The organism is Vreelandella piezotolerans (assembly GCF_012427705.1).
GTDB lineage: Bacteria > Pseudomonadota > Gammaproteobacteria > Pseudomonadales > Halomonadaceae > Vreelandella > Vreelandella piezotolerans.
The window spans coordinates 1,017,462-1,037,494 of the sequence record NZ_CP048602.1 but is presented as its reverse complement, the minus strand read 5'-3'; the positions used below and the strand labels follow the sequence as shown (position 1 = coordinate 1,037,494).

At 61.0% G+C, this 20,033-nt stretch carries 17 protein-coding genes and 1 pseudogene; 9 read left to right on the top strand and 9 right to left on the bottom strand.

Features of this window, described 5'->3' with window-relative positions; all coding sequences use genetic code 11:
• Nucleotides 1–62 precede the first annotated feature (62 nt).
• The 3 genes from GYM47_RS04795 to GYM47_RS04785 all read right to left on the bottom strand — a co-directional run bounded on the left by GYM47_RS04795 (nucleotide 63) and on the right by GYM47_RS04785 (nucleotide 4,118).
• Complete coding sequence (locus GYM47_RS04795; RefSeq protein ID WP_153842285.1) at nucleotides 63–1,859, bottom strand: acyl-CoA dehydrogenase; 1,797 nt, start codon at nucleotides 1,857–1,859, stop codon at nucleotides 63–65.
• 114 nt (nucleotides 1,860–1,973) lie between these two features.
• Nucleotides 1,974–3,344, bottom strand: a complete 1,371-nt coding sequence (locus GYM47_RS04790; protein WP_153842284.1) for an MFS transporter — start codon at nucleotides 3,342–3,344, stop codon at nucleotides 1,974–1,976.
• A gap of 135 nt (nucleotides 3,345–3,479) precedes the next feature.
• Entirely contained in the window at nucleotides 3,480–4,118 is a 639-nt protein-coding gene (locus GYM47_RS04785) for a class I SAM-dependent methyltransferase (RefSeq protein ID WP_153842283.1), read from the bottom strand.
• A gap of 41 nt (nucleotides 4,119–4,159) precedes the next feature.
• Here GYM47_RS04785 and GYM47_RS04780 point away from each other — a divergent pair, with 41 nt between their 5' ends.
• From GYM47_RS04780 to GYM47_RS04765, 4 genes are all read left to right on the top strand, one after another.
• Complete coding sequence (locus GYM47_RS04780) at nucleotides 4,160–4,543, top strand: VOC family protein (RefSeq protein WP_153842282.1); 384 nt, start codon at nucleotides 4,160–4,162, stop codon at nucleotides 4,541–4,543.
• 117 nt (nucleotides 4,544–4,660) lie between these two features.
• Nucleotides 4,661–5,065, top strand: coding sequence for a DUF4870 family protein (locus GYM47_RS04775; protein WP_153842281.1), 405 nt, complete (start codon nucleotides 4,661–4,663; stop codon nucleotides 5,063–5,065).
• A gap of 3 nt (nucleotides 5,066–5,068) precedes the next feature.
• Nucleotides 5,069–6,001, top strand: coding sequence for a lysophospholipid acyltransferase family protein (locus tag GYM47_RS04770; protein ID WP_153842280.1), 933 nt, complete (start codon nucleotides 5,069–5,071; stop codon nucleotides 5,999–6,001).
• A 12-nt stretch (nucleotides 6,002–6,013) separates the two neighbouring features.
• Entirely contained in the window at nucleotides 6,014–6,364 is a 351-nt protein-coding gene (locus tag GYM47_RS04765) for a DUF4870 family protein (protein WP_139525324.1), read from the top strand.
• Nucleotides 6,365–6,374: 10 nt separating this feature from the next.
• On the opposite strand, the gene GYM47_RS04760 is transcribed toward GYM47_RS04765, so the two are convergent.
• A complete protein-coding gene (locus GYM47_RS04760; RefSeq protein WP_153842279.1) occupies nucleotides 6,375–7,784 on the bottom strand; it encodes a mannose-1-phosphate guanylyltransferase/mannose-6-phosphate isomerase in 1,410 nt (469 codons plus the stop codon).
• Nucleotides 7,781–9,376, bottom strand: coding sequence for an alkaline phosphatase family protein (locus tag GYM47_RS04755; RefSeq protein ID WP_153842278.1), 1,596 nt, complete (start codon nucleotides 9,374–9,376; stop codon nucleotides 7,781–7,783). The genes GYM47_RS04760 and GYM47_RS04755 overlap by 4 nt, the downstream gene beginning before the upstream one ends.
• Before the next feature lie 176 nt (nucleotides 9,377–9,552).
• Here GYM47_RS04755 and GYM47_RS04750 point away from each other — a divergent pair, with 176 nt between their 5' ends.
• From GYM47_RS04750 to GYM47_RS04735, 4 genes are read left to right on the top strand one after another with little or no spacing between them, the layout of a single operon-like run.
• A complete protein-coding gene (locus GYM47_RS04750) occupies nucleotides 9,553–11,082 on the top strand; it encodes an OpgD/OpgG family glucan biosynthesis protein (protein WP_153842277.1) in 1,530 nt (509 codons plus the stop codon).
• Complete coding sequence (gene mdoH / locus GYM47_RS04745; protein WP_153842276.1) at nucleotides 11,075–13,045, top strand: glucans biosynthesis glucosyltransferase MdoH; 1,971 nt, start codon at nucleotides 11,075–11,077, stop codon at nucleotides 13,043–13,045. The genes GYM47_RS04750 and mdoH overlap by 8 nt, the downstream gene beginning before the upstream one ends.
• Entirely contained in the window at nucleotides 13,046–13,819 is a 774-nt protein-coding gene (locus GYM47_RS04740; protein WP_153842275.1) for an FkbM family methyltransferase, read from the top strand.
• Between the two features lie 52 nt (nucleotides 13,820–13,871).
• The gene (locus tag GYM47_RS04735; protein ID WP_153842274.1) at nucleotides 13,872–14,672 is read left to right on the top strand and encodes a creatininase family protein; all 801 of its coding nucleotides are present in this window, start codon (nucleotides 13,872–13,874) and stop codon (nucleotides 14,670–14,672) included.
• Here the strand turns inward: GYM47_RS04735 and ribA are convergent.
• Nucleotides 14,669–15,772, bottom strand: coding sequence for a GTP cyclohydrolase II RibA (gene ribA / locus GYM47_RS04730; RefSeq protein ID WP_139525317.1), 1,104 nt, complete (start codon nucleotides 15,770–15,772; stop codon nucleotides 14,669–14,671). The genes GYM47_RS04735 and ribA overlap by 4 nt on opposite strands.
• A gap of 97 nt (nucleotides 15,773–15,869) precedes the next feature.
• Here ribA and GYM47_RS18335 point away from each other — a divergent pair, with 97 nt between their 5' ends.
• The gene (locus GYM47_RS18335) at nucleotides 15,870–16,694 is read left to right on the top strand and encodes a RibD family protein (protein ID WP_153842457.1); all 825 of its coding nucleotides are present in this window, start codon (nucleotides 15,870–15,872) and stop codon (nucleotides 16,692–16,694) included.
• 123 nt (nucleotides 16,695–16,817) lie between these two features.
• Here GYM47_RS18335 and GYM47_RS18330 read toward each other — a convergent pair.
• The 3 genes and pseudogenes from GYM47_RS18330 to GYM47_RS04710 all read right to left on the bottom strand — a co-directional run.
• Nucleotides 16,818–17,684, bottom strand: a pseudogene (locus GYM47_RS18330) (lysylphosphatidylglycerol synthase transmembrane domain-containing protein); the annotation flags it as partial.
• Between the two features lie 2 nt (nucleotides 17,685–17,686).
• The gene (locus GYM47_RS04715) at nucleotides 17,687–19,621 is read right to left on the bottom strand and encodes a glycosyltransferase (protein ID WP_153842273.1); all 1,935 of its coding nucleotides are present in this window, start codon (nucleotides 19,619–19,621) and stop codon (nucleotides 17,687–17,689) included.
• Nucleotides 19,618–20,016, bottom strand: coding sequence for a 6-pyruvoyl trahydropterin synthase family protein (locus GYM47_RS04710; protein WP_139525315.1), 399 nt, complete (start codon nucleotides 20,014–20,016; stop codon nucleotides 19,618–19,620). Before GYM47_RS04710 ends, GYM47_RS04715 begins: the two co-directional genes overlap by 4 nt.
• Nucleotides 20,017–20,033 lie beyond the last annotated feature (17 nt).

Sequence of the window (20,033 nt, the reverse complement as noted above, 5' to 3'; positions counted from 1 at the left end):
GCGCGACGTTCGCCAATCGGCGATGCCTGATGAACGCCGCCGCCTAAAAGGCGGCGGCGGGGCTAGTGGGCAAGGTGGCTGTCAAACTGGCTGAAACAGTGCCAGCCGGCCTCGATCACGGCACGGTGGGCGCGGCCCACCGGCAGCCATTGGTGAATGGCAAACTCGGCGCTGCACAGCTTGGTGCGGTAAAACGGCTCATCGCTGCCGCCTTTTACAGCCTGTTGGGCGTGCAGCGCTGCAATGCCCATTTGCCAAGCGCACAGTACGTGCCCGGCCAAGTTAAGCAGCGGCGTCGCGTAAGCCTGTACGGCATCGGGGCCGTGCTCAGGGTCGCGGCCCTGCTCCAGCACCAAGGCCATGGCGACGCGCAGGTCGTCAGCGCCTGCCGCGAGTGCACTGCCCATGCTGGCCAGCGACGCTTCACCCCGCAGCGTTTCGGCCGTTTTATGCACGTCATCGATCAGCGCCGAGAGTGCCGCGCCGCCGTCTCGCTGCAATTTGCGACCAGCCAAGTCCAGCGCTTGAATGCCGTTGGTGCCTTCATAGATAGGCGCAATGCGCGCATCCCGCAATAACTGGGCAGCGCCGGTCTCTTCCACGTAGCCCATGCCGCCGTGTACCTGCACGCCCATGGACGCGATATCTACCGCTTGGTCCGTCGAGAAGCTCTTGACGATGGGAATCAGCACATCGGCACAGGCCTGGGCGGCTTGGCGTTCGGCCTCGCTCTCTGCATGACGAGCGATATCTAGCTGTCCGGCACAGTAGAGTGCCAGTGCACGCAGCGCGTCGGTGCGGGCGCGCATGGAGAGCAGCATTCGACGCACGTCGAAGTGGTCGCTGATCGTGCATTCGCTGCCGCCGCGCTGCTTGGGCGAACGCCCCTGGGTGCGGTCATTCGCGTAGGCCAAGGCGTGCTGGCAGGCGCGCTCGGCCACGCCAATGCCTTGGATCCCGACTTTATGGCGCGCCTCGTTCATCATGGTGAACATATGGTTCAACCCGCGCCCCTCCTCGCCGACGAGGTAGCCTACGGCACCGCCGTTTTCCCCAAAGCTCAGCGTGCAGGTGGGCGAGCCGTGAATGCCGAGCTTGTGCTCGATGGAGGCGCAGGTGACGTCGTTACGCTCACCCAGCGAGCCGTCGTCGTTCACTAGAAACTTGGGAACCAGGAACAGCGAAATGCCCTTATTGCCTTCCGGGGCATCGGGCTTGCGAGCAAGGACGAGGTGAATGATGTTCTCAGCGGCGTCGTGTTCGCCCCAGGTGATGTAGATCTTTTGGCCGCTGATGCGGTAGTGCTCGCCTTCTGGAACGGCTTTGGTACGCACTTTGGAGAGGTCCGACCCTGCTTGAGGTTCGGTGAGGTTCATGGTGCCGGTCCAAGTCCCTTCGACCAGCTTGGGTAGATAGATGGCTTTGAGAGCATTGCTACCGTGGTGGGCCAGCGCTTCGATGGCACCGGCGGTGAGCATCGGGCAAAGCCCCAGAGCCATGTTCGCGCCGTGAAGCATCTCCTGTACCGCGCTGGCCACCACTTCGGGCAGGTTCTGGCCGCCCAGCGATTCCGACACGCCAATGCCGTTCCAGCCGCCTTCGACGTAGGCGTGATAGGCGGCGGCAAAGCCTTCAGGAGTGGTGACGCTGCCATCAGTTTGGCGCTTGGCCCCTTGGCGGTCGCCGGTGCCGTTGAGCGGAGCCCAGACGTCGCCAGCCAGCTTCGCAGCTTCTTCCAAAACGGCCTCGACGAGATCTGGCGTGGCTTCTTCGAATCCCGGCAGCGACAAGGAGCGATGCGCAAGCATCTCTTCGAGCACAAAGCGCAGATCGCGGACCGGCGCAGCATAAACATTCATGGCAAAACCTCAGGCAGACGCGGTGATATAGTAAAAACACTATCGACGATAGTAGTTTCCCTATTTCTTCAACACCATTAGCCCAAGGTCTCAGCAGATAGCCACCTTGACGTCTTACTTGCGCACCTCGGTTTCGACATCGTCGTAGTAGGTGATATGGCTCTCGTCTGCCTGGGGCGGCCCTACCACCGGCTCGGCCACGTCGACCTCGGGTACGACATCAGATAGGTCTTCTAGGTGCTCGTGTTCGAGCGCCCCTTGCACCAGCTCCTCGGTGACCACCAGCTCAGCACCTGCGGCGGTCATCGGCGTCGTAGCATGGAACGGTGCCACGGGCACCGGTGCCGGGCGCACGCTGCGGCGCCAGCCAAAGAAAAACACGAAGAACAGGCTGAGCGCGCCAAATGCCCAGAATAGGCCCGCATCGCCCATTGCCGTCATTACCGGCGAAATCATCAGCGGGCTGACGGTGGCCCCAATCGAGTTGATCAACAGAAGGCCCTGGCTCATCCGCACCAAGGCACCTGCAGGCGCGCGGTCGGCGGCATGGCTCACTGCCACCGGGTAGAGCGCAAAGACGCCGCCGCCCAGCAAAAAGAGCAGCACAGCGAGCAGTGGCGTAGAGAGCGGCAGCCACAGCATGGCCGCCGAAATCACCACGCAGAAGGCACTGATACCGATCAGCACCATTTGGCGGTCGTGGCGGTCCGACCAACGGCCAATGGGGTACTGCAGCAGCATGGCCCCCAAAATTACGACAGCCATCATTTGACCGACTTGGTTAACGCTCATGCCAATGCGCTGTAAATAAAGTGGCAGCAGCGTATAGGCCGCAGCCACCACCATACCAGAGCCAAGGCTGCCCATAACGCCGGTAGGCGTCATGGTAATGAGACGATGCGGCGGCAGCGGTTCAGCGTGTTCGATGAGCGGCGAGACGCGGGGAATCATCGCCATGGGTAGCACCGATAGCGATGCCAGCAGACCAATCACCATGAAGGGTGCTGTGTCGCCCATCGCACTGGTGACCCCCAGCATGAGCTGCCCAAGCACCCCAGCCGCGTAAAGCGAAATCATATAAAGCGCCAGCAGGCGTCCACGTACTTTCTGGTCACCCGCCGTGAGCAGCCAGCTTTCGATGACCAAGTAGACCCCAACGGTCGCCCAGCCGCCAATCAGCCGTAGGGCAAACCACGCCCAAGGATCGAAGAACAGTCCCTGCAGTAGCACGGTCACCGCGACCAGCGATGCAAAGCTGCCGTACGCGCGGATGTGGCCAATGCGCAGCAGCAGGCGGTCGTTGAGCATGGCCCCGATGGCGAGGCCAATGAAATAGGCCGACGAGACGATACCGATCATGGTCGCCGACTCGCCCGCAGCGTCCAGGCGCACGGTAATCAGCGTGGCCAAAAAGCCATTGCCAATACCAAGAATAAACAGCCCTAATAGGGGCGCTAGCGCCATGGCCAGCAGTTGCCGCGACATGCCTACCTCACCTTGCTCAATGGATGAATCGTTGCCGTTTACACGCCATCACATCGAATAGGCAAGAAAACGGGCGCGCAATTATTGCTTTCAGAGGCGCAAAGTCAATGCTTTTTCGCTCCGACACTGAATAAATTAGTGTTTTCTAAAAATTACCACGTCATTACCAGCAAATTCGACTGTTAACCTCTCTTTCGCCGCCCACCAGCGAAAGGTGGCTTCGCTAAAAAAACTGACATGGGTGGGATCGTTGATGTAATGCCAACGGGCGAAGGCTTCTTGGCTCGTCACTCGCTTGGTCATCAGCCCAAGATAGCCGCCATGGTCGAGTTGCGCGATACGCTCACCCAACACCTCGCCCGGCGCCGCCAAGTGTTCGACCACCTCGGTCGCGGTGATGAAATCATACTGGCGGCTGAGCGACACGGCATGGGGCGCGTAAAAAATGTCGTACACGTCCATCTCAAAACCCGCTTCCTCGAACATCACCGAGAGCGTCGGCCCCGGGCCGCAACCAAAATCCAGCCCTTTTGCGCCAGGCGCCAGCTTTTCCGCCAGCGGCGTGAATAAACGCCCCAGAAAGCGTCGATATCCCGTATCCTGCGGCGAGTTTTGGTGCTGGTCATACTCGGCTTTTTCAGCGGCGGCGCTTAAATGCTGCTCACTAGACACAAACACCAGCGCACACGTGGCACACTGGTAGTAATCACGGCGACGGTCTTGATGGTACAGCGCAGACTCTTGCGCGTGGCATAGCGGACAGCGTCGCATCATCGTATTCTCTGGTTTTGACGTTCGTATTTAAGGAAAGAGGCATGCTCTCAGGTCTGGATCATCTTGTGGTTACCGTGACCGATATGGGTCGCGCAGTGGATTTCTACTCTCGCGTATTGGGCCTGGACGTACGCTACCGGGACGCTCAGCGCGTCGATCTCCTGCTGGGCGATACCGCCCTGCGCCTGCACCAAACTGACACGGATATTGCGCCCATTTCCGCCACGCCGACGCCGGGCAGTCTGGATTTATGCCTGCGCTGCCAGCTACCGCTGGACGAGTTCAAGCAGCATCTGGATGCGTTGGCCATCGACGTCGAGCTTGGCCCCGTACCCCGCCAAGGGGCTAGCGGCCCCATTGAATCGCTCTACCTGCGCGACCCCGACGGCAACCTGCTGGAAATTTGTCGCCCGGCAGCGCGTTAGGCGCGACCACATCGTGGGCCGCCCGCGCGTGATAAGTCGCTGCGCCCACGCTATCATAGCGCGCAGCCGAAGTGTCCGCTGGATGCTGGAATAGAACCGATCGAAGAAGGAACGCCCATGCGCGATGACACCCCGCTAGAAGGCGAAGTGGTCGACCGCCACGCCTCACAGGAAGAATCCTCAGCGCCTTCCCCCTCCCCGGACACCACCATGGCCATGGTAATTTACGCACTGTACTTGGCCAGCTTCGTGGTTGGGTTTACCTCGCTGATCGGGGTCATCATTGCCTATGTGTACCGTGGCAAAGGGCCTCACTGGCTGGAAGAGCACTACCGCTACCAAATTCGCACGTTCTGGATGGGCTTGTTGTATGGCAGTATTGCCACCCTGCTCACGCTCGTGCTCATTGGTTTTCCCATGCTGTTGGCGCTGGCCGTCTGGTTCATCGTGCGCTGCGTGAAGGGCTTCAAAGGGCTGCAGGAAAAACGCGCGCCCTCCAATGTCGATAGCTGGCTACTGTAATCCATGACCGAACAGGCAACTCCCTCCGAGACGCGGGCTCGCGCCCGCGCCATCGTCCTGCTCTGGCGCGGACTGTCCCGCTGGCCGATACGCTGGCTATGGCGTATCGCGGCCATGGTCGGCCCCCAGGTATATCGCTTCAGCAAACGCGAGCGACGCGTCACCGACATCAACCTCGCAAAAGTCTATCCCGACACGCCTGTCAGTCAGCGGCGCGCTTTGGCAAAGCAGAGCCTACAGCACTCGACCGCAACGATGCTGGAGCTCGGCCACGCTTGGATGGCCCCGCCAGAGAAGGTAGAAGCCAGTATTTTAAGGGTACATGGGCGCGACAAGCTGGACAGCGCACGAGCAGAAGGGCGTGGTGTGATCGTGCTCGCCCCCCATTTTGGCAACTGGGAAGTGCTGAACTTTTGGCTCTCCAGCCACTTTCCGTTTACGGCCATGTACGAGCCCCCCAAAATCGCCGAGCTAGAGCCGATCATTCGCCATGGCCGCGAGCGCATGGGCGCCAAGCTCGTACCCACGAATCCACGGGGCGTGGCGGCGCTGCTCAAAGCGCTCAAGCGAAGTGAAGCGATTGGTATTTTGCCGGACCAAGAACCGGACTGGGGCAGCGGTATATTTGCCCCCTTTTATGGCCGCGATGCTTATACCGCCACGCTGTTACCCAAACTGGTGGCGCGCACCCAGGCGCGGGTAGTGACCGGTGTGGCCCTACGCATTCCAGGCAAAGGCTTCGAGATCCACTTTCTCGATGCCGACGAGCGGGTGTATAGCGAGGAAGACGCTGTTTCGGCCACCGGTGTGAATGCCAGCGTCGAGGCCTCGATTGCCCTCGACCCGGCCCAATATCAATGGGAGTACAAACGCTACCGTAAGGTGGTGGAAGAGCAGCAAGGGCTGCCAAACGCCAACGACTTCCGTCTCTATTAAGTGAGGATGGGCATGACCGAACGATACCTCCCCAAAGAGGATACGCGTCCGCCACAAATTATTTACGCACTCTATTTGGCAGGCCTGATCACGGCCAACATCACCCTGCTGATCGGCGTCATCATCGCCTATGTCTATCGAAAAGAAGCGGCGCCCTGGCTACAGGCGCACTACCGCTATTTGATCCGCACGTTCTGGATCGGCAGCCTCTACTTCATCGTCACGTTCACCTTGAGCCTGATCTTCATCGGCACGCTGCTCTGGCCACTACTCGTGGTCTGGCTAGGCGTGCGCTGCATCATCGGATGGGTAGCCGTGCGAAAAGGCGAGCCCCCAGCAAGGCCGGGTAGCTGGCTCTGGTAACGACGGCTCATTACTCGTCGCGGTGGCGAGCATAAACGTCATCCAGCCGCTCGATATCATCCTCGCCCAGGTAGCTGCCAGACTGCACTTCGATCAACTCCAGTGGAATTTTGCCTGGGTTCTCCAAGCGGTGCAGTGCGCCGATAGGAATATAGGTGGACTGGTTCTCGCTGACCAAGTACGTACGTTCATCCACGGTTACTTTGGCTGTGCCGCTGACCACCACCCAGTGTTCGGCACGGTGATGGTGGCGCTGCAGCGAGAGCCGCCCACCGGGGCGCACGGTAATGTGCTTCACCTGGTAGCGATCTCCATTATCCATGGCTTGAAAACTGCCCCAGGGGCGGTGCACTTGAGGCGATGTCTGCGGCTCGCTGCGCCCTGCTTGGGTCAGCGCTGCGACGAGCTGCTTGACGCCCTGCGCCTTGTCGCGATGGGCCACCAATACACTGTCAGAGGTTTCCACGACGATCAGGTCTTCCACGCCCAGCGTGGCGACCAAGCGGTGGTTTGCGACTACCAGCGAGCGACGTGTATCGCTCAGTACGCCATCACCGGTCACCACATTGTCTGCCGAATCAGGCGTATGCGTGGCCATCAGCGCATCGAAGCTGCCAATATCACTCCACTGAGCGTCCAAAGGCACCACGGCCGCCTGGGCACAGTGCTCCATGACCGCGTAATCGATCGATTCGCTTGGGCAACGCTGAAAGGCGTGTTCGTCCAAGCGTAAAAAATCGAGGTCGCTTTGAGTGCGCGCCACGGCTTCTTGGCAGGCTGACAACATATCGGGCGCAAGCCGCTCGAGCTCCGCCAAATAACGGGAGGCGCGCAGCAAGAACATACCGCTGTTCCACAGCGTATCTCCCTGGGCCAGCAGCGCTTTGGCTTTCTCCAATACCGGTTTTTCAATAAACGCGGCCAAATGGTGGCCTTCGCCCAAAACGTCACCGCAAGCAATATAGCCATAGCCCGTTTCCGGATGCGTCGGCACCACGCCAAACGTCACTAAATAGCCCTGCTCCGCCAGCGGCTCGGCACGCTGCACGCTGTGCTTAAACGCGGCAACATCGCCTAGTACGTGGTCGGCGGGCAGTACTAATAGCAGTGGATCCTCGCCCGACTGGCGCGCCAGCAGAGCGGCGCAGGCAATGGCAGGAGCGGTATTGCGGCCCACAGGCTCTAGAACGATTTGCCCCTCATGCTGAATTTCACGCAGCTGTTCGGCCATCAAAAAACGGTGCGAGTGGTGGCCCATCAAGATCGGCGGCAGCGTGGACAAGCCCTCCAGACGCGTGAGCGTCTGTTGAAGCAGGCTCTGCTTGCCGGTCAAACGCAAAAACTGCTTGGGCATCTGCTCGCGGGAGAGCGGCCAAAGCCGGGTACCGCTTCCGCCACTCAAAATAACCGGTTGAATCATGGTGTCGTCCTTGCTGATGTTGCTGCGGGGCCAAAGTCCTGCTGCAGCCAGTGGCGAAGTTGGCTCATCCTCGGCGCCTCCTGCGGGTGCGCTAGGGGGGGCAGCATCCCCTCCACGAAGCCACGCCGTTTGAAAGGGTCCAGCAGTGCTGGATCGCCGCTGATGATATGTACCGGTACGGCAGCACTGGCTTCGTCGCCGGTAATCAACGGGGCGGGCTGATGGTCGCCCAGCACGATGAGCAGCGTCTGTTCATTGGCCACGCGCTCGGCCCAGCGTCCTGCCACGCTAACAGCGTAGTCCACCGACCACGCATAGTGGTCGCGAATGCGCTCCAAATCTCGCCAGATCACCTCGGGCGGATCACCCGCGTTCTCCCAAGGGGCATAGAGACTGCCATCGCCCACCAGCGACCAGTTTTCCAGCACGGGCAGAATGGGTGTCCAGGGAGCGTGACTCGAGATCAGTGCGATCTGGGCGAACAGAGGTGAGTTACCCAGCAGCTCGCGCTGAGTATAGTCGAGCGTAAATTGATCCGGCATGGTGACCCAGTTGAGCGGCGGCCCTTCGTAGGGCATGTCTTTTGCGGCGACGATTTGGTCGAAGCCGTAAGCACGCCCCTCTGGCCACGCCAGGGTGATCGCAGGCATCACGCTGAGCGTGCGCTGCCCGGAGGCACGAAAATCGTCGATCATCGTCGAGTGGCCGCTCTCTAGCATCAGTCGATACCAAAGCTGATTGTCTATCCAACGCCCGCTTAGCGTCGTCGCATGGGCAAGCCACGACTGTCCGCCGCGGATGGGCGATGCGACCAACCCCGATACCACGTGCAGGTCACGCTGGGATAGTCGTCGCTTAAGGTCTTCCAAGGTGAGCAGCAGTGTGCGGTTATAGCGAGGGTCTTTCAGGGCAGACACACCATAAGACTCGATGAACGTCAGTAGTACGTTTCGCCCTGCCAAACCTGGCAGTACCTGCGCCGCTATCGGCGTCTCTTCCAACTGCGCGGTAAACGCTTGCCGAGCGCGGTGCGTATCGACCACCTGTTCCCACTGAAAACGGGCAGTGGCGACCATCGGCAGTGCGGCCTGGGGAACTAGGCGATAGTGATTTACCTCTAACAGAGCCATACTCGAACTGACCACTAGCAACACGACGGCCGCGTTTCTCGCCCGACCACGGCGCGTGGGAGGGCGAGCAGGCAGTAGCAGGCGCAGCATGAGCCACAGCACGCCAATGAGCAGTACACCGCCTAGCAACATCAGGCAAATTGCCGCCAGTTGGCCTACATTACCCACTAGTAAATGGTAAATGGAGCGCACGAGCGGCACGTCCAGATAAAGGTTCAGCGAACGGCCAAACGCCGTATGCGTAGCGGCATCGCCAAGGTTGGTCGCCGTTGCCAATGCCAGGGCGCTCACGACACCGCTCCCCAACCAGCGCCGCCAGCGACCGGCCGGTAGCAGTAGCATGGCCGGGGCAATCACCCACGCTTCCCAGGCGATCAAGGGCGATAGCGTGCCAAAGCGCCACCACAGCGGAGCCACCAGCAGCACATTCAGCGCACAAGCCGTAATGAGGAGACGACGCATTCATTTCACCAGTAGCGTTGAGGAGAGCATCAGCGGTATAACCGATTGAAGGCCCTGGAGCCTTGAACCGTTAAACCACTATTTTTAACACAGCTTGCTAAGCGTATAGGTTTTGTTTAAACATTTCACACAATGACGTGTTGTCCACTCTATCAGGTCACGAAAGGAACTCGCCCATGGATTGTCGAACGGCTGCAAAATGGATCGTCTCACTGAGTTGGATGCTTGCCCTTCCCGCTGCCGCCAGCGAAGATCCCGTGTTTCAACAAGTCATAGAACGCGCCAAACAATTAGCTGCTGCCCCCTATACAGCTCCCGACGCCCAGTTGCCCGAAGCGCTACGATCACTTGACTACGATGGCTATCGACAAATTCGCTTCAACCCAGAGCGCGCCTACTGGCGCGAGGAAAGCCCCTTTAGCCTACAGCTCTTCCACAGCGGGTTTCTATTTCAAACGCCGGTGGCACTCAATCTGGTCGAAAACGGTGAGGTCGTCCCGCTCGACTTCACCACCGACGATTTTCGCTACGATGGCGACGCCAGCGACCTGCTGGAGCACGACCTGAGCGGCAGCGGACACGCCGGATTTCGTCTCCACTATCCGCTCAATAATCCCGACTATGCGGATGAATTCTCCGTCTTTCTCGGCGCCAGCTACTTTCGTTTAGTGGGCCAACATCAAGCCTACGGGTTATCCACCCGGGGGCTGGCGATCGACACCGCCTCGTCCCAGGGCGAAGAATTCCCTGCCTTTCGTGAGTTTTGGCTAGTCACGCCAGACAGCGACGCCGAGAGCGTCACGCTCATGGCGCTGATGGATAGCCCGTCGCTCAGCGGTGCCTACCGATTCACGCTCACCCCTGGGGCGCACACCGAAGCCGACATAGAAGCCGAGATCTTTGCCCGGGAAGATATCGAAAAAGTCGGCATCGCCCCACTGACCAGTATGTTCACCTTTGGAGAAGCGAGCGCCCAGCGGCCAGATGACTTTCGCCCTCAAGTGCATGACTCCGATGGTCTTTTAATGCACACCGGTAGCGGCGAGTGGATCTGGCGACCGCTGAGCAACCCCAGTGAGGTCCGTGTGTCGAGCTTCGTCGATGATGCACCACAAGGCTTTGGCCTGATGCAGCGCGAACGTCGCTTCGACCGCTACTTGGACCTGGAAGCCAACTACCATCGCCGCCCTAGCCAGTGGGTCGAGCCGCTGGAGGCATGGGGAAAAGGTCACGTGGAGCTGGTGGAAATACCCACCCCTGACGAAACCCACGACAACATCGTGGCTTACTGGGTCGCCGAAGATGCGCTCGACGCCGGTGACTCTCGGCGCCTGCACTACCGCACTTACACTTTGAACGAGCAGCCCGACGCCCACGCACTGGGAAAAGTGATACGCACTCGGCATGGCAGCGCCGCCGTACCGGGTGAAGCGGACTCCCCATCCGCCGAGCAGCGCCAGTTCGTGGTCGATTTTAGCGGCGGCGCGTTAGAGACGTTAGCGGCCGATGCAGAGCTCTCACTGGATATCAGCGTGCGCGATGGCGAAGCGCTACTGCCCCAAATCAAAGTACTCCCCCATCACGGCCGACGCGCCACGTTCAGGCTTCCACCCAGCCCCCAGCCGAGCGATATACGCTTGCGTTTGATGAGAGACGGTGAGCCCGTCACCGAAACCTGGAACTACGTGTGGTATCCCAATGCGTAATCCACCTTCGTTAATGCCGTCCATACCGTGGCTCAACGCTCGGCGCGCACTGCTAGCCACGCTGGTCATTGGTACCAGCCTGCTGGGCTGCGCCGCCATGGTGCAAGTAGTGACCAACCTCGCGCTGGGCTGGCAAATCGCCATGCTGACGCTATTTGGCCTCACCTTCAGCTGGATTGCGCTGGCTTTTTGGGGGGCCATTTGCGGTTTTGTGATCTGTGCGCTGCGTCTCGACCCGCTTAGCCTCAAACCCTTGACGGCAGAGCGACCGACCGCCAGTCGCTTGGTCAGCCGGACGGCGCTGGTCATGCCGATTTACGCCGAGCCGCCCATTCCCACCATTGCCGGATTGGAGGCTACTTGCCGCTCACTGCTTCAACAGCCAAGCACACAGGGCGAGGACACCGCCCGCGTCATCGGTCAGCACTTCGAAGTGTTCATCCTCAGCGATAACCAAGACCCGACCCAAGCCGACGAAGAAGCCGCCCACGTGGCTGCGCTTCAGCAACGTATGGCTGGCCAGATGGCAGTGCACTACCGCCGTCGTCCCAATAACCACGAGCGCAAAGCAGGCAATATTGCCGACTTCTGTCGTCGCTGGGGCCGCCGCTACGACTACATGATCGTCCTGGATGCCGACAGCCTGATGAGCGGCGATACGCTGCTGCACATGGTGCACCAAATGCAGCGCTACCCCACCGTGGGCCTGATTCAAACCGTGCCCATTCCCGTTGGCCAGCGCACGCTGTTTGGCCGTTTTACCCAGCTCGCCTCGGCGCTGTACAGCCCGATGCTGGCAGCGGGCCAAAGCTTTTGGCAGGGCGACGCTGCCAACTATTGGGGGCACAATGCGATCATTCGCACCCGCGCCTTCATGGCCCACGCAGGGTTGCCAACGCTCTCCGGCAAACCGCCGCTAGGGGGCGAGCTGTTGAGCCACGATTTTGTGGAAGCGGCTCTGTTGAGACGTGGCGGCTGGCAGGTGCTACTGGATACGTCGGCAACGGCAGCGCTGTCCCGGCGCGACCCCCACGCCAGCGCCTCGCGCAACAGTTTCGAAGCCATGCCCAGCAACCTACTCGACTTCGCCAAGCGCGACCGCCGCTGGCTCCAGGGCAATCTTCAGCACCTGCGCCTGTTGACGGGCGCGGGCTTTCACGTCATCAGTCGCCTGCATTTCTTTTTTGGCGCGTTTGCTTACTTGTCGTCGCTGGTCTGGCTGGGGCTGCTGGTGTGTACCAGCCTGATGGTGGGCTACCACGCCATCGATGGGGCGACCGAGCCGGTCTTGCCCAAGGCGCTCTCGCTGTGGCTATTGAGCACCACGCTCGGCATGCTGATGGCCCCCAAACTACTCGGCCTACTGCTGTCCTTCTGCCAGTGCCCCCACGCCTTTGGCGGGCGCTTCAAATTGGTGGTCAGCACGCTGCTCGAAATCGTATTTGCCGCGCTCATTGCGCCGCTGATGATGGCGTGGCACAGCCTATTCATCATCAATGTGTTGATTGGTCGTGCCATTGACTGGCAAACCCAACATCGCGGCGAGCGCTCGTTGAGCTGGCGTGAAACCTGGCGGCATACCGGATGGATGACGCTATGCGGTGCGCTGTGGGCGGGCGTGATGGTGCTGTTTTCACCCTCGGCGTTCGGCTGGTTGACCCCTGCTTGGCTCGGGCTCGTGGCCGCCGCACCGTTGGTAAAGTACTCCAGTAGCGGTACCTGGGGGGGCGTGGTGAGCCATCGGCTAGGGTTGCTGCATACGCCTAGCATTAGCCTGAAACCGGCGCTCCTCAAAGATTTTGCCGATCTGACGGCACGCAGCCCTGCAGCGCTGAACATGGACGGCGACCTCACGCTGAATATCCCCCCCAGTGAGCTGTATGGCGACATGCCTTGCCAACTCTTAAGACCCGGAAAGTCGTCACAAACGTCGACCGTTTCACGCGCGAAGGAACCCCATTAAATGCCCTCTACGCTTCAGCAACTTCGCAGCGCCAGCGGCTTGGCCCGTTCCCTGTTCATCTATTGGCGGCCTGGGCGGCAACGCAGTTTGAAGCGGCTCTACCAGCCCTTTCTAGTGCCCGGCGATATCGCTTTCGATATTGGCGCCCACCTAGGCGACCGCAGCGCCGCGTTTCAAGCGCTGGGTGCCCAGGTCATCGCCTTGGAGCCCCAGCCAGCGCTGGCCAAATGGTTTCAACGGCTGCTAAAAAGCCCACACATTACACTGCTGCCGCTGGCGGTTGGCCCCACTCCAGGTCATGCGGAGATTGCCATTAGCGTCGGTAACCCTACTCTTTCGACGCTTGCCACCGAATGGCGCCGCCACGTGGGCGAGCGCAACGCTGGCTTTCAACGGGTGCGCTGGGAAGAGACGCTACAGGTCGAGATGACCACCTTGGATGCCTTGATCGAACGTTTCGGCGAACCCCGCTTTATCAAAATCGACGTAGAGGGGTTCGAGGCGGAGGTGTTGCAAGGTCTTTCCTGCCCGGTAGCCGCTTTATCGATGGAGTTCGTGGCAGGCATGCTGGATGTCACTCACGCCTGCCTGGCAGAGGTCAACCGGCTAGGCGACTACCGTTTCAATGCCATCGCTGGCGAGCAACGTCAGTTCCGCTTTGCTACTTGGTTAACTCCGGAGGAGATGGCCTCTTGGTTAGCCGAAGGCGCTGAGCAGCTCGCCTCAGGCGACATCTACGCCTGTCGTAGCGATCACCCGCTGCTCACCTCCTAACACACTGCGCCCCAGCGCTTCTCCCCAACGACACAAACGCTAACGAGACGCTATGGTTTATCATTGGCAACACTTGACCGCCCCTCAACTGAATGCCCTTGCCCAGCACGACCCGGTCGCGGTCATTACCTTAGGTGCCATCGAGCAGCACGGCACCCACCTACCCTTGGGCACCGACCTCATCATTGGTGAAGGGCTGCAGGCCGACATGCTGGTACAACTCGAGCGTCTGGCGAAGGATGTCGAGGTGCTGTGTCTACCCGCCATCGCGGTAGGGGCCAGCGACGAGCATGCAAGCTTCGCAGGCACATTGAGCCTGCCCGCACCGCTGGCTATTGCCACGCTGGAAGCGTACGGCGAGAGCATTGCCCGTACAGGCATTCGTAAGCTCGTGCTGATTAATAGTCACGGCGGGAATAAAGCGGTGATGGATCTAGCCGCGCTCACGCTTCGGCGGCGCTGTCACATGCGCGTAGTCAAAGCGACCTATACACGATTGCCGCCTTTAGAGGGCGCCATGAATGCCGATGAGCTACGTTATGGACTGCATGGCGGGCTGCTGGAGACGGCGATGATGCAGCACTTAGCACCGCAACTCGTCACTCTCGATGACTATACGCCTGCTGCTCCAGCCATGCCTGCGGAAGGCGCGCTGGTCAGCCCCGAGGGTAGCGCTGCCTTTGCTTGGTTAGGGGAAGATTTGAGTGAACATGGCGTGGCTGGAGATGCCAGCCACGCTAACGCCGCACTGGGTGAACGGCTCGTCCACCACTATGCCTACCAGCTTGCTCAGGTCATTGTGGAAACCGCTCGACTACCGCCACTGGGAGCGCCAGCGGCGGGCAAGCGTTAACGGCTGCGACTCTCGAGCACCTCATCCAAAAAGTGACCCGCTCGGCTGGCTTTGGCACTTAGGTAGCGGTGGTTGTGATCCGTTACGCTGCCATATAGCGCTTGGCGGGACACCACTTCGATACCGCCCTCTTTCAGGGCTGACATTTTCAGCGGATTGTTGGTGAGTAGCTGCACTTGATCGATACTCAACGCGTTCAGCATATCCACCGCCACGGCGTACTGGCGCTCGTCGTCGCCAAAGCCCAGCACTTGATCGGCATCGACGGTGTCCAGTCCGCTATCTTGCAGCGTGTAGGCGCGCAGCTTGTTCGCCAAGCCGATCCCGCGCCCCTCTTGGGCCAAGTAGAGCAGCACACCGCCACCCATGGCCTGAATATCCGCCACGGCGTTGCGCAACTGCTCACCGCAGTCGCAGCGCAGACTGCCAAACAAATCACCGGTCAAACACGCCGAATGCATACGCAGCGGTACCGGACCCTGCACATCATCGAGCTGGCCGATGACCACGGCCACATGCTCACGCAAACCATCCGGTTCACGGAACAGCACGAAGCGACTATTGGGGGCATCTTCCAACGGAATATTGGCTTCGCTCACCCGCTTTAGCATACCCGGCGCACCCGCCAAACACTTATGCGCATCGTCAGCGTTGACCTCCAGTAGCCGCCCTTGGGCAATATGTTTGTCAATGTCGTGGCGAGCATCCTCACTCACCAGAGCGGTTAACGCGGCAGGGATCAGCAGTGCTCGGCGCATGAGGGCCACTGCCCCGCGCTCGGCGACGCCAGCGGGTTTCAAGCCGCTCAACAGCGCACTGGGCTTTTTGCCAGCGTCAGCCACGGCCAGTTGATGCAGCTCGCGCTCGCCAATGTGTTCTGCCAACGGCAGGCAGGCGGCCTCTGCACTCAGCGACATGCCCATGGCCTCCAAACGATGCCGCGTGAGCACCAGCGCAGGGCGCGCACCCGCCAGCTGGGCCAGGGTATCCACCGAACGGCTACCCTCTAGCGCTTGGACCAGAAGGCGCTGCTCACCGCTGCTGATCACGACCGGTAAACCGCGACGAATATCGAAAATGGCGCGTTCAATTTGATACATGTAGGCCTCCAGGTTGCCTAATGGTATGGGCAAAGGTTGCTTGCGTTGGGCAACATGGCCCCGCATGATCTGAGGTTATTTTCAGTGTGGAGGCGTCATGCCCGACTCCAGTAGTACATCCCATTCGATCGATCTCGATACCGCTTGGCAGTGGCTGCTCGCCCAAAGCGACGGCACCTCTATCAAGGCGGATCTTTCGGTCACCCGCGACGGCGCGTGGCAGTCGCCGCACGCCGTCACGCCCCAAGCCCAGACAGCCTTGGACTGCCTGACGCCGCTGGCGTTGCAACCCCGCTGGGTCGTCGCCCAGCTGGGGCAGAGTTTGGATGGGCGAATTGCCACGGAAAGCGGCCACTCCCATTACATCAACGGCCATGAAAGCATCGTGCATTTGCATCGGCTGCGCGCGCTGGCCGATGCGGTCGTGGTCGGTGCGGGTACTGCAGCGGCCGACAACCCCCAGCTCACCGTTCGCCATGTCACTGGCCGCCACCCGACGCGAGTCGTCCTCGACCCTCGTGGTCGCGTGCCCGGTCATCTTGCGCTGTTTCGCAGCAGCGAGGTCAAGACCTTGCACATTACTGGGCCAGACGTGACGACTGCGCCCAGCCACGCGGAGCACTGCGTGCTGGCCTTGAATGCCCACGGCCAGTTCGACCCAGCGAAGGTCATTACGCTGCTGGCGGAACGTGGGCTCACACGTGTGCTGGTAGAAGGCGGCGGTGTCACCATTTCCCAATTCATCGAGGCATACTGCGTTGATCGACTGCATCTGATGGTAGCCCCGCTGCTGATCGGCTCCGGCAGGCCCGGCCTGCAAATGACGCCCATCGAGACGCTGGAGAGCGCGCTGCGCCCCACGATGCGCTCGTTCCGGTGTGGCGACGACACGCTGTTCGACGTGATGCTGCGCGACGTCTAGCCCACCTGCAGCGGTCGGGCCAAAGGGCGTGGAATCTGTCGATGTAGAACCTGTAGAAGGGGTGGCGCGACCACGTTTAGCCAACGCCACCCATATGCCCGGCAGACTAGAGAGCAGCACCAGGACACCGTAGGCCAACGAGATCGCAACCCCTTGCGCGGCTGGCAACCCCACCAAGACCCAAATAGCGGCAGCCGCGCCTTCCCGCAGGCCCCAGCCCGCAATCGATAAGGGGACTAACATGGCCAGCAGCAATACGGGGGTCAGCGCCAATAGGTCGAACACGGGCATCTCGCTACCCATGGCTCGGGCGGCGCACACCATCACCCCGCCATAGCTGAGCACGATGGCCAGCGAAGAGGCCAACTGCAGCGGCCATGCCCGACGCGCCAGCAGTCCACGGCGCACATCCCGTCCCAGCGCGATGCACCACTGAGGCAGTGCAGGCCCTTTCGGGCTGCGACACCAAACGCCCAGAGCGATCGCAGCCAAGAGCAGTGCCGCCACACCGACGACCAGCCCGAACAGCAGCGGGCCACCCAGCGCGGCGTGCCACAGCGGCGAGGCCGTCAGTGCCACCAGGGTCAGCACCACCACGGCCATTTGCCCCGAGGCCCGCTCGATGACTACCGCTCGCCAGGCGCTTCCCTTGGATGCAGCTTGTCGAGCATGACGATGGGCGCGTCCCGCATCGCCCAATACGCCCCCCGGAAGCAGTTGATTGACCAACAGCGCCAAGTAATACTCGCGCAGGGCATAACGAAATCGCAGCGGCACATCTACCCGACCAGCAGTGAACTGCCAACGCCAAGCGCTGAGCATCACCTGCAGCACACTGATGGCTAACGCCGCCAGCACCCATTCGGGCGCGAAGCGTTTCACCTCGGCCAGAATGGCGGCAGGCTCTACCCACAGGGCCACCGCCGCCAATAGCGCCGCGCTGACGATGCCGCGCTGCACCCATGGCCGACGTAACCAGTGCCCGCTCATGGCTAACCCTTCACCGCGGGCAGCGCCAACAGGTCACGGTGGCCCACCCATACCCCTATTTGGCCGCGCTCCACGGCATCCAGGCGTGCGGTACGCCACTCGGCAATCCGCATGGCGGCGTCGGGGGCCTGCTCGGTGGCGGCTTCCGCCCAGCCGTTGATCAGCGAACTGACGAGCGGCTGAGACGCGTGGCTACCCGCGGCAAGCCGCCAGGGCGTGGAGGCTTCCTCTACGTCATACCCCTGCGCCGCCAGGGCGTGGTAGAGCGCCCGGTGGGCCTCGCCGCCCAGCGCCTCACCTAGCCCTTTATCTCGCTGTTGATGCGCGTTGAATAGCCCCAATACAAAGCGATCTTCCGAGTCGTCGATGGGCTGCTGATCCCTATCCGTAAAGCACCATTCGCCGGTCACGCTCAAGCTCACCAGCAGCGCCTGCCGATGCGCAGCACACTGCTGGGCCAGCATGTCGATCCATGGCTGAGACACCAAATCGATGAGCGCTGACGCACTGACGACATCCGCCGCTTGCAAGGCGGGATGCTCGAGAGTCGCGAGTGATGTGCAGTGTGTTTCCACTTGTAGCGGTTGGCCTGTGGCATCGTGCAACGGCATGGCCCGGCGACGCGCCTCGCGCAATAGGGCATCGTCATGGTCGAACAGCGCCCAGCGCTGCGCACCGCTCAACCGAGGCGCAAGAAACTGTACATTGCTGCCCCGCCCACAGCCTAAGTCCGCCAGCGTCACAGGCGCTTCGCAAGTCGCGAGCCACGCATCGAGCCGACTGACCAACGCCTCGCTTCTGGCGTGACCATCGACCGCTTCGCGCAGCGTCAGCCAGCTAGCGGCAAACTGACTACCCGCCGTGAGTTCAGCCGTTCCTTCGTCCTTCAATGCCTTGGCAAACTCAACGCCCGCCGCCTGCCAATCGTTGAGCTCTCCCCGCGCCAGCGCAACGCCCGCTCGCAGCTCGGTTCGCAGCGCTTCGTTGGAACAGAAATTATCGATGGCGGCACCGAGCGCGTCGGCATCGCCCGGCGCCACGCTAATACCCGCGCCTTCTGGCAAGGTATCGCGCAGGGCACCACCGGTCGTGGTAATCACCGGCAGGCCATGGACCAACGCCTCGGTGACCACCATGCCGTAACCTTCGTACCAAGAAGGCAGCACCAGTGCATGGGCGTGTTGGTAAGCCGCCTCGAGAGTGTCGGCGTCACACTCACCGTGTAGGGTGATGCGTTCGGCAAGGCGATGCTCATCGATGAGCTGCTGCACGCTGGCGCTAAATGCCGTATCGCGGACACCGCCGTAGCAGTCACACTGCCACTGTTCGCTAGCCACTCGCGCCAGCGCCTTGACCAATACATCCTGCCCCTTGCGCGGCGTCAGCGTGGCCACGCACAAAAGGCGGATGGTGTCACCCGCCGCAGGTGCGGGGCTGACCGGCGCTTGGGCAACTCCCGGCTCCACGACAGTAATCGGCGCGGTAATCGGCAGGGAGTAATCGCTCGCGAGTTCGCTCAAACGGCGGGCAGTAAAGCGGCTGGTGACGATGATCCGGGCGACTTCAGCAAGCCCGGTGAGTTCGCTGCGGTGAAGTTGCTGCTGCTCTTCACTGGAGAGCCCCTGTTCATCTCCCAGCGGATGATGCAAAAGCGACGTGATATCCAACCGATCCGTATGGCGCGCCACCACGTCAGGCAGTGCGCCCATGGCTAGACCGTCGATAATGACTCGCTCGCCATCGGCCAACGTATCCAACGCGCTGGCAAGCGCACGTTTGGCCGTGTCATCGGCTTGAGGAAAGCGCCCCTCCAGACCGACCACATCCACCGACAGCCCCTGCTCGCGCAGCGCGTCAACGATGTGTGCATCGTAGATATAACCGCCGGTGCGCTGGTTGGGATCCCCCGCCACCAGTAACGTCAATCGCTGGTTCATAGCGCTCCTTCGTAACTGGCCCAGGCCACATGGGATTCATGCAGTTTGATTTCCATTTGGGTTAGGCCTTTGGCCGTTTCTCCCATACGGCCCGCCTTGATGGCCGCAGCGAGCTGGTCGAAGATCACTTTCGCCATGAACTCCGTGGTGGTGTTCTGGCCGGACAACTCACTGACCTCATCGAGGTTGCGATAGTTGTAGCCCGCCAACACTTCTTTGACGGTTTCGCTGGCTAGACCGATGTCGATCACCAAGCCATCCTGATCCAGCTCTGGGCGCTGAAACACGACGTCGACCACGTAAGTAGCCCCGTGGGTGCGCTGGGCCGGGCCAAAGATCTCGCCTTTGAAACTGTGGGCAATCATGAAGTGATCGCGAACGCATAAACGGTACATGGCAACTCCCGTAAGCA